We start from the raw sequence: 11,729 nt of genomic DNA, 5'->3' as shown, positions 1-11,729 counted from the left end.
CTCATTGCTTTCGAAGGGCAGGGTGGACATGGGAATCCGGACGGCGGTCGCCGGCGCCAGCGGTTACGCGGGCGGCGAGCTGCTGCGCATCCTGGCGGGACATCCAGAGTTCGAGATCGGCGCGCTGACGGCGGGCTCCAACGCGGGCACCGAACTGGGCGCGCACCAGCCCCACCTGCGATCCCTGGCCGGGCGCGTCCTGGCCGAGACCGACCCCGGCACGCTCGCCGGCCACGACGTCGTCTTCCTCGCGCTGCCGCACGGCCGGTCCGCGGAGATCGCCGCGCGGCTCGGCGAGGACGTCCTGGTCATCGACTGCGGCGCCGACCACCGGCTCACCGACCCCGCCGCCTGGGAGGCGTTCTACGGGACGCCCCACGCGGGCACCTGGCCCTACGGTCTCCCCGAACTGCCCGGCGGGCGGGACGCGCTGCGCGCCGCCCGGCGCGTCGCCGTCCCCGGCTGCTACCCGACCGCGGTGTCGCTCGCGCTGTTCCCGGCGTTCGCCGCCGGGCTCGCCGAGCCCGACGTCGTCGTGGTCGCCGCGTCCGGCACGTCGGGCGCGGGACGCGCCCTCAAACCGCACCTGCTCGGCAGCGAGGTCATGGGCTCGGTCTCCGCGTACGCCGCCGGCGGCACGCATAGGCATACACCCGAGATGATCCAGAACCTGAGCGCGGTCGCGGGGGAGCCAGTCACGGTGTCCTTCACCCCGACGCTCGCCCCGATGAGCCGCGGCATCCTCGCCACCTGCACGGCCAAGGCCCGGCCCGGCGTCACCGCCGCGGCGGTGCGCGCCGCCTACGGCGACGCCTACGCCGGGGAGCCGTTCCTCGGCCTGCTGCCCGAGGGGCAGTGGCCCGCCACGTCGATGACGCTCGGCGCGAACACCGTCCTCGTCCAGGTCGCCCTCGACGAGCTCGCCGGCCGCATCGTCGTGGTCGCCGCCGTCGACAACCTCACCAAGGGCACCGCGGGCGGCGCGGTGCAGAGCGCCAACATCGCCCTCGGCCTCCCGGAAGAACTCGGGCTCACCACGATCGGAGTGTCCCCTTGAGCGTCACCGCCCCGCGGGGCTTCCGCGCCGCCGGCGTCGTCGCCGGGCTCAAGGACAGCGGGAACCGCGACCTGGCCCTCGTCGTCAACGACGGGCCGTCCCGCGCCGCGGCCGGGGTCTTCACCCGCAACCGCGTCAAGGCCGCGCCCGTGCTGTGGTCGGAGCAGGTCCTCAAAGGCGGCCGCGTCCGCGCGGTCGTGCTGAACGCCGGCGGCGCCAACGCCTGCACCGGCGCCCCCGGCTTCCAGGACACCCACGCCACCGCCGAGAAGACCGCCGAGCTGCTGGCGGACTCGGCCGGCGAGATCGCGGTCTGCTCCACCGGCCTCATCGGCGAGCGGCTCCCGATGGACCTGCTGCTGCCCGGCGTCGGCAAGGCCGCCGCCGAGCTGTCGCGCGGGGACGGCGGCCTCGCCGCCGCCGACGCGATCCGCACCACCGACACCGTCGCGAAGATCTCCTTCCGGCAGGGCGCCGGCGGCTACATGATCGGCGCGATGGCGAAGGGCGCGGGCATGCTGGCCCCGTCGCTGGCCACCATGCTGTGCGTCATCACCACCGACGCCGACCTTCCCGCCGAGACGCTCGACCGGGCGCTGCGCGCGGCCACGTCCGTCACCCTCGACCGGCTCGACTCCGACGGCTGCATGTCCACCAACGACACCGTCCTGCTGCTGGCGTCCGGCGCCGCCGGAACGGCCCCGGGCGAGGACGAGTTCACCGCGCTGCTCACCGAGGTGTGCGCCGACCTCACCCGGCAGCTGCTCGTGGACGCCGAGGGCGCGTCCAAGGCCATCGCGATAGAGGTCGTCGGCGCCGCGAGCGACGACGACGCGGTCACCGTCGGGCGCTCCATCGCCCGCAACAACCTGCTGAAGTGCGCGATCCACGGCGAGGACCCGAACTGGGGCCGGGTGCTCTCCGCGGTCGGCACCACCGACGCGGTGTTCGAGCCCGGCCACCTCAACGTCGCGATCAACGGCGTCTGGGTGTGCCGCAACGGCGCGCCCGGCGACGACCGCGACAAGGTCGACCTGCGTCCCCGCGACGTGACGATCACCGTCGACCTCTCGGCGGGCACGCACAGCGCGACCGTCTGGACGACCGACCTCACGGCCGACTACGTCCACGAGAACTCGGCGTACTCGACATGAGCGCGATCACGTCGGGCGCGCAGATGCGCAAGAACCGGGCGGGCGTCCTCAGCAAGGCGGAGACGCTGATCAAGGCGCTGCCGTGGCTGGAGCGGTTCCACGGCCGGACCGTCGTGATCAAGTACGGCGGGCACGCGATGACGGACGAGGCACTGCGCCACTCGTTCGCCGAGGACGTCGTGTTCCTGCGCTACGCCGGGCTGAAGCCGGTGATCGTGCACGGCGGCGGCCCGCAGATCAACGCGGCGCTCGCCCGCAACGGCATCGACTCGACGTTCACCGCCGGGCTGCGGGTGACCACGCCGGAGGCCATGGAGGTCGTCCGGATGGTGCTGACCGGCCAGGTCCAGCGCGACGTCGTCGGGCTGATCAACCGGCACGGGCCGTTCGCGCTCGGCATGTCCGGCGAGGACGCGAACCTGTTCACCGCCGAGCGCAAGCACGCGGTGGTGGACGGCGAGCCCGTCGACATCGGCCAGGTCGGCGAGATCGTCGAGGTGCAGGTCGGGGCGGTGCGGGCGCTGCTGGACGACGGCCGGATCCCGGTCATCTCCAGCATCGCGCGCGGCGACGACGGCGAGGTCTACAACGTCAACGCAGACACGGCCGCGGCGGCGCTGGCCGTCGCCCTGGACGCGACGAAGCTGGTCGTCCTGACCGACGTCGAGGGCCTGTACGCGGACTGGCCGGACAGCGACGACGTGATCGACAGCCTCACCACCGATGAGCTGGCCGTGCTTTTGCCGGACCTCTCGGCGGGGATGGTGCCGAAGATGGAGGCGTGCCTGACCGCCGTGCGCGGCGGCGTGCCGCAGGCGCACGTGCTGGACGGGCGCGTCCCGCACTCGCTGCTGCTGGAGATCTTCACAGACGAAGGGATCGGAACGATGGTGCTGCCCGGCGGACCGGGAGCAGAACCGACATGAGCGGAGCGAATCGGGGGGTGCGGGGGGTCGTCCCCCCGCAAGAATCCCGCATGAGCGGCCTCAGGGAGCGGTTCGAGGCCGCGTTCATGCCGAACTACGGCGTCCCGCCGCTCGCGCTGGCGCGCGGCGAGGGCTGCCGGGTCTGGGACACCGCCGGCCGCGAGTACCTCGACCTGATCGCCGGGATCGCGGTCAGCTCGCTCGGGCACGGCCACCCCGCCCTCGTCGAGGCGGTGTCCGCACAGGTCACGACGCTGGCCCACACGTCCAACCTCTTCCTGCACGAGCCGGAGGTGCTGCTCGCGGAGCGGCTGCTGGACCTGCTGGGCGGCGGCGGCAGGGTGTTCCTCGCCAACAGCGGCACCGAGGCCAACGAGTGCGCGCTCAAGCTCGCCGTCAAGTACGGCAAAGCGAACGGCCGGTCGTACATCGTCGCGGCGGAGAACGGCTTCCACGGCCGGACCATGGGGGCGCTGGCGCTGACGGGGAAGGCGTCGATCCGGGAGCCGTTCGGCCCGTTCGGGATCGACGTCCGGTTCGTCCCCTACGGCGACGCGGACGCGCTGAAGGCCGCGGTCGGCGAGGACTGCGCGGCGGTCTTCCTGGAGCCCGCGCAGGGGGAGGCCGGGGTCGTCCCGCCGCCGGACGGGTACTTCGCCGCCGTCCGCGAGATCTGCGACGCCACCGGCGCGCTGTTCGTCGCCGACGAGATCCAGTCCGCGATCGGCCGCACCGGGACCTGGTTCGCCTTCGAGCATGAGCTCGGGCGGGCGGCGACGCCTGGACCGAGGAGCGAGGAACGAGCGACGAGGGAAGGCGTCGCGTCTCGGCGCCCGCCCGCCGTCGCGCGGAGCGTGACAATGAAGCACGCGAAACCGGACGTCCTCACCCTCGCCAAGGGACTCGGCGGGGGGCTGCCGATCGGGGCGTGCATCGCGTTCGGGGCCCACGGCGAGCTGTTCGCCAAGGGAGACCACGGCAGCACGTTCGGCGGGAACCCCGTCTGCGCCGCCGCCGCCCTCGCCGTCCTCACCACGATCGAGAAGGACGGCCTCCTCGGCAACGCGGTCTCGGTGGGGGAGGCCCTGGCCGCCGGGCTCGGCGCCGTCGACCACCCGCTGCTGGCGGGGGTGCGGGGGCGCGGGCTCTGGCGCGCCGCCGTCCTCACCGGGCCGCACGCCCCCGCCGTGGAGGCCGCCGCCCGCGACGCCGGCTTCCTGATCAACGCGCTCCAGCCGGACGCGCTGCGGATGGCCCCGCCGCTCACCCTCACCGCCGGGCAGGCGCGGTCGTTCACCGACGCCTTCCCCTCCATCCTCGACGCCGCCGCCTCCGGAAAGGAGGGCTGACGATGACCAGGCACTTCCTCCGCGACGACGACCTCTCGCCCGCCGAGCAGGCCGAGGTCCTGGACCTGGCCGCCCAGGCGAAGAAGGACCGGTTCGGGTTCCGGCCGCTCGACGGCCCGCGGTCCGTGGCGGTCCTCTTCGACAAGCCGTCCACCCGGACCCGGATCTCCTTCGCCACCGGCATCGCCGAACTCGGCGGCCACCCGCTCATCATGGACGCGGGCACCAGCCAGCTCGGCCGCGGCGAGACCATCGCCGACACCGCCCGGGTCCTGGAACGCCAGGTCAGCGCCATCGTGTGGCGGACGGCGGGGCAGGAGCGCATCGACGAGATGGCCGCCGGCACCACCGTTCCCGTGGTCAACGCCCTCACCGACGAGTTCCACCCCTGCCAGGTCCTCGCCGACCTGCAGACCGTCAAGGAGGCGAAGGGCGGCCTCGCGGGCGCCGTCCTCGCCTACCTCGGCGACGGCGCCAACAACATGGCGCACTCCTACCTGCTCGGCTGCGCCACCGCCGGGATGCACGTCCGGATCGGCGCGCCCGCGTCCCTGGCGCCCGCCCCCGCCGTCGTCGCCCGCGCCACCGGGATCGCCGCCGAGACCGGCGGGTCGGTGACGGTCACCGACGACGCCGGCGAGGCCGCGGCCGGGGCCGACGTCCTCGCCACCGACACCTGGGTGTCGATGGGCCAGGACGGCAAGGACACCTCCCTGTACGAGCCCTACGCCGTCACCGAGGACCTGCTGGCCCGTGCCGCCTCCGACGCGATCGTCCTGCACTGCCTGCCCGCCTACCGCGGGAAGGAGATCGCCGCGTCCGTCCTCGACGGCCCGCACAGCCGGGTCTGGGACGAGGCGGAGAACCGGCTGCACGCCCAGAAGGCGCTGCTCGTCTGGCTCCTGGAGCGCGCCCGGTGACGACCCCCATGACCAAGGCCGCCCGGCACGCCCGGGTGATCGAGCTGCTGACCCGGCACCCCGTCCACTCGCAGGGGGAGCTCGCCAAGCTCCTCGCGGACGAGGGCGTCGACGTCACCCAGGCCACGCTCTCGCGCGACCTGGTGGAGATCGGCGCCGTGCGGCTGCGCGCCGACGACGGCAGCCTGATCTACGCCGTCCCCGGGGAGGGCGGCGAGCGGATCCGGCGGGCCCGCACCGGCACCGCCGAGACCTTCACCGGACGGCTCTCCCGGCTCGCCGCGGAGCTGCTCGTCTCGGCCGAGGCGTCCGCCAACCTGGTCATGGTGCGGACCCCGCCGGGGGCCGCCCAGTACCTGGCCTCGGCGATCGACCACGCCGAATGGCCGACCATCCTCGGCACCGTCGCGGGCGACGACTCGATCCTCGTCATCGCCCGCGACCCGAACGGCGGGGACGACGTCGCGCAGGCGCTGCTGCGGCTCACCGGCGGGCGCGAACGACGAAGCTAGGGCCGCACGGCCCGGTCCCAGCCAGCATCCACGGAAACTTCACACACAGGAGATAACGATCATGAGCGAGCGCGTCGTCCTGGCGTACTCCGGGGGCCTGGACACCTCCGTCGCCATCCCGTACCTCGCCGAGCAGACCGGCGGGGAGGTCATCGCCGTGGCCGTCGACGTCGGCCAGGGCGGCGAGGACCTCGACACCATCCGCAAGCGGGCCCTCGCGTGCGGCGCGGCCGAGGCCGTCGTCGTGGACGCCAAGGAGGAGTTCGCCGCGGACTTCTGCGTCCCCGCGATGCAGGCCAACGCCCTCTACATGGACCGCTACCCGCTGGTGTCCGCGCTGTCCCGGCCGCTGATCGTCAAGCACCTGGTGTCGGCCGCCCGCGAGTTCGGCGGCACCACGGTCTCGCACGGCTGCACCGGCAAGGGCAACGACCAGGTCCGCTTCGAGGCCGGCCTGTCCGCGCTCAACCCGGACCTGAAGGTCATCGCGCCCGCCCGCGACTTCGCCTGGACGCGCGACAAGGCGATCGCGTTCGCCGAGGACAAGGGCCTCCCGATCGACGTCTCCGCCAAGTCGCCGTACTCCATCGACCAGAACCTGTGGGGTCGCGCCGTCGAGACCGGGTTCCTGGAGGACATCTGGAACGGCCCGACCGAGGAGGTCTACGACTACACCGCCGACCCCGCCGCCCCGCGCGAGGCCGACGAGGTCGTCATCTCCTTCGCCGCCGGCGTCCCCGTCGCGCTCGACGGCCGCCCCCTCACCCCGTACCAGATCATCGCCGAGCTGAACCGGCGCGCCGGCGCCCAGGGCGTCGGCCGGATCGACATGGTCGAGGACAGGCTCGTCGGCATCAAGAGCCGCGAGGTCTACGAGGCGCCCGCCGCGATCGTGCTCATCAACGCGCACATGGAGCTGGAGAACGTCACCGTCGAACGCGACCTCGCCCGCTTCAAGCGGTCCGTCGACCAGCGGTGGGGCGAGCTCGCCTACGACGGCCTGTGGTTCTCGCCGCTGAAGGACGCCCTGGACGCGTTCATCGCCGACACGCAGAAGCACGTGTCCGGGGAGGTGAGGGTGACCCTGCACGGCGGCCGCGCCGTCGTCACCGGGCGGCGCAGCGACGCGTCCCTCTACAGCTACGACCTCGCCACCTACGACACCGGCGACACCTTCGACCAGAGCCTCGCCAAGGGCTTCGTCGAGCTGTGGAGCCTGCCCAGCAAGATCGCGGCGAAGCGGGACCGCGACGCCTGAGCAGGCGTCCGCAAGCAACGGGGTGAAGGCGGAGGACGGTTTCGCCGTACCCTGTGGCAGGCGCCTTTGTCACCGCGTGGGGACGCCGTGCGCGGCGTCCCCACGCCCGCGCGCATACGCCCTCGGCGTGGTGAGATGGAAGCAGAGTCCAGCGGTGGGAAGAAGAGGAAACCAGTGACCAAGGCACCGACGCGGCTGTGGGGCGGACGGTTCGAAGGCGGCCCGTCGGACGCGCTCGCGCGGCTCTCGGTGAGCGTCCAGTTCGACTGGCGGCTCGCCCCGTACGACCTGATGGGCTCGCGCGCGCACGCCCGCGTCCTCAACCGGGCGGGGCTGCTCACCGACGACGAGCTCGACCGCATGCTCGGCGCCCTCGACGACCTGGAGGAGGCGTGCCGGTCCGGGGAGTTCCGGCCCGCCGTCGCCGACGAGGACGTCCACACCGCCCTGGAGCGGGGCCTGCTGGAACGGCTCGGCGCCCTCGGCGGCAAGCTCCGCGCGGGCCGCAGCCGCAACGACCAGGTCGCCACCGACCTGCGCCTCTACCTGCGCGACCACGCCCGCCAGATCGTGTCCCGGCTGGTCGAGCTGGAGACCGCGCTGATCGCGCAGGCCGAGCACAACCTCGGCGTCGCCGCGCCCGGCATGACGCACCTGCAGCACGCCCAGCCCGTGCTGTTCTCCCACCAGCTCCTCGCGCACGTCCAGCCGCTCACCCGCGACGTCGAGCGGCTGCGCGACTGGGACCGGCGCGCCGCGGTCTCGCCGCTCGGCTCCGGCGCCCTCGCCGGCTCGTCGCTGCCGCTGGACCCGCAGGCCACCGCCGCCGAGCTCGGCTTCGACTCCGCCGCGCCCAACTCCATGGACGCCGTCGCCGACCGCGACTTCGTCGCCGAGTTCCTCTTCGCCGCCGCGCTGATCGGCGTCCACCTGTCGCGCCTCGGCGAGGAGATCTGCCTCTGGGCGTCGCAGGAGTTCCGCTGGATCGAGATGGACGACACCTACGCCACCGGGTCGTCGATCATGCCGCAGAAGAAGAACCCCGACGTCGCCGAGCTGGCACGCGGCAAGGCGGGCCGCCTCATCGGGCACCTCGTCGGGCTGCTCACCACCCTCAAGGGCCTGCCGCTCACCTACAACCGCGACCTGCAGGAGGACAAGGAGGGCGCGTTCGACGCCGTCGAGACGCTGCTGCTCGTCCTGCCCGCCATGTCCGGCCTCATCGCGACGATGCGCGTCAACACCGAGCGGCTGGAGGCCCTCGCGCCGGACGGTTTCGCGCTCGCCACCGACCTCGCCGAGCTGCTCGTCCGCCGCGGCGTGGCGTTCCGCGACGCCCACGAGGTCGTCGGGCACCTCGTCGTGTGGTGCCAGGTCCACGACAAGGACTTCGACGACCTGACGGACGAGGAGCTCGGCAAGGTGTCGCCGCACCTGACCCCGGACGTCCGCGAGGTCCTCAACGTCCAGGGTGCGCTGGCGTCCCGGAAGGCGTACGGCGGCACCGCCCCCGACCGCGTCCGCGAGCAGCTCGACACCCTGCGCACGCTGGTCAACGAGCACGCCGCCTGGGCCGCCGGCTCCGACGGCTGACCCGCACCCCCCGCACGCGGATCGTCCAGATCCGGCCGACACGGCGGTGACGCCGCCCCCGAGGTGATTTCGATGAGCGGAGAGCCGCTGCCACGCGACTTCTTCGACCGGCCGGTCGAAGAAGTCGCGCCGTCGCTGCTCGGGCACGTGGTCAGGCACCGCACGCCCGAGGGGGACGTCGCGGTCAGGCTCAGCGAGGTCGAGGCGTACGCGGGCCCACTGGACCCGGCCTCCCACGCCTTCCGGGGGAAGACCGCGCGCAACGCCGTGATGTTCGGGCCGCCCGGCCACGCCTATGTCTACTTCACCTACGGCATGCACTTCTGCATGAACCTCGTGTGCGGGCCGGACGGGACGTCCATGGCGGTGCTGCTCCGCGCCGGCGAGATCGTCGCGGGGGAGGAGGCGGCACGGGCCCGGCGCCCGCGCTCCACCGTCCGCGACCTTGCCCGGGGGCCCGCCCGGCTCTGCCAGGCGCTCGGCGTCGCCCGCGAGCAGAACGGGCTGGACGTCTGCTCCCCCGAAGGGCCGCTCACCGTCCACGCCGGTGAACCCGCCGACCCGGCCCTCATCAGGACGGGGCCGCGCACCGGCGTGAACGGCGCCAAGGACGTCCCGTGGCGCTACTGGATCGACGGCGACCCGACCGTCTCCCCGTACCGCCGGCACGTCCCCCGGAAGAAGGTCACCGCCGATGACTGACGCCGCTCCGCAGACGGCGGGCGCCGGGTCAACACCGTCGCCGTTACCTCCGGCAAGGATGGCACCGATCCTCGCGGGCACGGCGGGCTACATCGCCTTCGCGGTGCTGCTGATGCTCTTCGTTCTCGACACGAGCGGCTGGCTGCACCGCACCGAGAAGCTCGGCGACGTCCACCGCCAGCCGGCGTCGGTGACCTACGAGGACGAACACGGCGGGCCCAGGGCCCACTACGTCGGCCTGCTCCACGAACGCAGCTTCGTCTTCGGCCGGCACCGCGCCTACCAGTTGTTCGTAGGCCCCGAGCCGAACTTCGGGTACGGGCATTTCATCGACTTCGACCACGGCGCCGGCCCCGGCGGACCGCCCGCCGTCAAGTCGGTGACCTGGGACGCCAGGGGCGTCCGCGTAACCTTCACGACAGGGCACGAGGTGTTCGTCCCAGCCGATGCCTTCGTCGGCGCGCGCTGAATAACGTTGGCCTGACACGTGCCCACCCGGCACTCTGGTGGGCACACCGAACGCGGAAACTGAGACGAGGGAGACCGTGACCGACATCCTGGACGATCTCGCGTGGCGCGGCCTGATCGCGCAGTCCACCGACCTGGACGAACTGCGGGCGCTGCTCGCCGCGGGACCGGTCACGCTCTATTGCGGGTTCGACCCGACGGCGCCCTCGCTGCACCTCGGCAACCTCATCCAGATCCTCATGCTGCGCCGCTTCCAGCGGGCCGGGCACCGGCCCCTCGGCCTCGTCGGCGGCGCCACCGGCCTGATCGGCGACCCGAGCGGGAAGAGCGCCGAACGCGTCCTGAACTCCGAGGAGACCGTCGCCGCCTGGGTGGAGCGGATCCACGGCCAGGTGTCGAAGTTCCTCGACTTCCATGACGGCCCGACGGGCGCCACGATGGTCAGCAACCTCGACTGGACCGGCCAGATGACGGCCATCGAGTTCCTGCGCGACATCGGCAAGCACTTCCCGGTCAACCGGATGCTGGCCCGCGAGACGGTCCGGGCCCGCCTCGACAGCTCCGGTATGAGCTACACCGAGTTCAGCTACGTCCTCCTGCAGTCCATGGACTTCCTGGAGCTGTACCGGCGGTACGGGTGCCGGCTGCAGACCGGCGGCAGCGACCAGTGGGGCAACCTCACCGCGGGCGTCGACCTGATCCGCCGCGTCGAGGGCGGCACCGCGCACGCGCTCACCACACCCCTGCTCACCAAGGCGGACGGGTCCAAGTTCGGCAAGACGGCCGGCGGCGAGACCTACTGGCTCGACCCCGAGCTGACCTCGCCGTACGCGTTCTACCAGTTCTGGATCAACGCCGACGACCGGGACGTGGAGAACTTCCTCAAGGTCTTCAGCTTCCGCTCCCGGGAGGAGATCGAGGACCTGGTCAAGCAGGGCGCCGACCGCCCGGCCGCCCGTGCCCCGCAGCGCGCGCTCGCCGAGGAGATGACCACGCTCGTCCATGGCGAGGACGAGACCGCGCGCGTCGTGGCGGCCTCCCGGGCCCTGTTCGGGCAGGGCGCCCTGGAGGAGCTGGACGAGCGGACGCTGCGCGCCGCGCTCGCCGAAGTGCCGCGCGCGGAGGTGTCACCGGGGGAGCTGCCGCCCGTGGTGGACCTCCTGGCGGCGTCCGGCCTGTGCAAGAGCAAGTCCGAGGCCCGCCGCGCCATCGCCCAGGGCGGCGCCTACCTCAACAACGCCAAGGTCGAATCGGAGGACGCCGCACCGGCCGCCTCCGACCTCCTCCACGGCCGCTTCCTCGTCCTGCGGCGCGGCAAGCGCAACGTGGGCGGCGTCGAGGTGACCTCGTCCTGAACCGCCGTGCGACGGCCCACCCGGAGTGAACCGGGTGGGCCGTCGCCATCGCGAGGGCAAACTTCGGCAAACACACGTCACAGTGCGGTTACAAGGCCGGGTCCCAGGGCAGGATAAGAGCCTTGAAAGCTGTGATGACCTGGGGTTTCGCGCTCGGCGAGGCTGATTTGACGGTCCCGGCGGGCGGATCTAATGTTCTACTCGCCCCAAGGGGAAGCGAGACGCCGAAAGGCGGCCGGCCCGAGGGGAACCCACTACGAACTCACCAGGTGGAGACATGTCTCCGCTTGAAAAAGGACGCACTGGGCCGAACTATCCCAGAGTTGGATGAAGCGGGACAGATCGGGTAGGCTGGAGTGGTTGCCCCGGAGCCGGGGTCCGCGGGAGCGGGGTTCGGCGCGGTGGGTGTCCGTTTCTTGAGAACTCAACAGCGTG

Annotated in this window: 11 protein-coding genes; all 11 read left to right on the top strand. The window is 72.6% G+C overall.

All coding sequences use genetic code 11. The features are described from left to right. Nucleotides 1–28: 28 nt before the first annotated feature. The 11 genes from argC to tyrS all read left to right on the top strand — a co-directional run bounded on the left by argC (nucleotide 29) and on the right by tyrS (nucleotide 11,294). The gene (gene argC, locus IEZ03_RS33805; RefSeq protein ID WP_184885029.1) at nucleotides 29–1,057 is read left to right on the top strand and encodes an N-acetyl-gamma-glutamyl-phosphate reductase; all 1,029 of its coding nucleotides are present in this window, start codon (nucleotides 29–31) and stop codon (nucleotides 1,055–1,057) included. Then, nucleotides 1,054–2,211 carry a bifunctional glutamate N-acetyltransferase/amino-acid acetyltransferase ArgJ gene (gene argJ / locus IEZ03_RS33800; RefSeq protein WP_184885027.1) on the top strand — a complete coding sequence of 386 codons (1,158 nt, stop codon included), beginning with the start codon at nucleotides 1,054–1,056 and terminating at the stop codon, nucleotides 2,209–2,211. The genes argC and argJ overlap by 4 nt, the downstream gene beginning before the upstream one ends. 23 nt (nucleotides 2,212–2,234) lie before the next feature. Next, entirely contained in the window at nucleotides 2,235–3,137 is a 903-nt protein-coding gene (gene argB / locus IEZ03_RS33795; RefSeq protein WP_184890677.1) for an acetylglutamate kinase, read from the top strand. A gap of 50 nt (nucleotides 3,138–3,187) precedes the next feature. Further along, nucleotides 3,188–4,486: an aspartate aminotransferase family protein gene (locus tag IEZ03_RS33790; RefSeq protein ID WP_184885025.1), complete on the top strand. Its 1,299-nt coding sequence runs from the start codon at nucleotides 3,188–3,190 to the stop codon at nucleotides 4,484–4,486. 2 nt (nucleotides 4,487–4,488) lie between these two features. Beyond that, the gene (gene argF, locus IEZ03_RS33785) at nucleotides 4,489–5,406 is read left to right on the top strand and encodes an ornithine carbamoyltransferase (protein ID WP_184885023.1); all 918 of its coding nucleotides are present in this window, start codon (nucleotides 4,489–4,491) and stop codon (nucleotides 5,404–5,406) included. 8 nt (nucleotides 5,407–5,414) lie between these two features. Continuing rightward, the gene (locus IEZ03_RS33780) at nucleotides 5,415–5,918 is read left to right on the top strand and encodes an arginine repressor (RefSeq protein WP_132048128.1); all 504 of its coding nucleotides are present in this window, start codon (nucleotides 5,415–5,417) and stop codon (nucleotides 5,916–5,918) included. Between the two features lie 61 nt (nucleotides 5,919–5,979). Continuing rightward, entirely contained in the window at nucleotides 5,980–7,176 is a 1,197-nt protein-coding gene (locus IEZ03_RS33775) for an argininosuccinate synthase (RefSeq protein ID WP_184885021.1), read from the top strand. 135 nt (nucleotides 7,177–7,311) lie between these two features. Then, nucleotides 7,312–8,769 carry an argininosuccinate lyase gene (gene argH, locus IEZ03_RS33770; RefSeq protein WP_221480745.1) on the top strand — a complete coding sequence of 486 codons (1,458 nt, stop codon included), beginning with the start codon at nucleotides 7,312–7,314 and terminating at the stop codon, nucleotides 8,767–8,769. A gap of 72 nt (nucleotides 8,770–8,841) precedes the next feature. Continuing rightward, on the top strand, nucleotides 8,842–9,471 hold the full coding sequence (locus IEZ03_RS33765; protein ID WP_184885019.1) for a DNA-3-methyladenine glycosylase: 630 nt from the start codon (nucleotides 8,842–8,844) through the stop codon (nucleotides 9,469–9,471). 58 nt (nucleotides 9,472–9,529) lie between these two features. Then, entirely contained in the window at nucleotides 9,530–9,940 is a 411-nt protein-coding gene (locus IEZ03_RS33760) for a hypothetical protein (protein ID WP_184885017.1), read from the top strand. Between the two features lie 76 nt (nucleotides 9,941–10,016). After that, nucleotides 10,017–11,294 carry a tyrosine--tRNA ligase gene (gene tyrS, locus IEZ03_RS33755; RefSeq protein WP_184885015.1) on the top strand — a complete coding sequence of 426 codons (1,278 nt, stop codon included), beginning with the start codon at nucleotides 10,017–10,019 and terminating at the stop codon, nucleotides 11,292–11,294. Nucleotides 11,295–11,729: the final 435 nt, after the last annotated feature.

The sequence above is a fragment of the Actinomadura livida genome, assembly GCF_014648675.1.
Taxonomy (GTDB): Bacteria; Actinomycetota; Actinomycetes; order Streptosporangiales; family Streptosporangiaceae; genus Spirillospora; species Spirillospora livida.
Note: the sequence above shows the minus strand (reverse complement) of the source record. Positions and strands in the feature narration are given on the sequence as shown.

Coding starts and splice junctions, on each gene's coding strand:
- argC (WP_184885029.1), top strand. CDS start 29: ATGGGAATCCGGACGGCGGTCGCCGGCGCCAGCGGTTACGCGGGCGGC.
- argB (WP_184890677.1), top strand. CDS start 2,235: ATGCGCAAGAACCGGGCGGGCGTCCTCAGCAAGGCGGAGACGCTGATC.
- IEZ03_RS33790 (WP_184885025.1), top strand. CDS start 3,188: ATGAGCGGCCTCAGGGAGCGGTTCGAGGCCGCGTTCATGCCGAACTAC.
- argF (WP_184885023.1), top strand. CDS start 4,489: ATGACCAGGCACTTCCTCCGCGACGACGACCTCTCGCCCGCCGAGCAG.
- IEZ03_RS33780 (WP_132048128.1), top strand. CDS start 5,415: ATGACCAAGGCCGCCCGGCACGCCCGGGTGATCGAGCTGCTGACCCGG.
- IEZ03_RS33775 (WP_184885021.1), top strand. CDS start 5,980: ATGAGCGAGCGCGTCGTCCTGGCGTACTCCGGGGGCCTGGACACCTCC.
- argH (WP_221480745.1), top strand. CDS start 7,312: ATGGAAGCAGAGTCCAGCGGTGGGAAGAAGAGGAAACCAGTGACCAAG.
- IEZ03_RS33765 (WP_184885019.1), top strand. CDS start 8,842: ATGAGCGGAGAGCCGCTGCCACGCGACTTCTTCGACCGGCCGGTCGAA.
- IEZ03_RS33760 (WP_184885017.1), top strand. CDS start 9,530: ATGGCACCGATCCTCGCGGGCACGGCGGGCTACATCGCCTTCGCGGTG.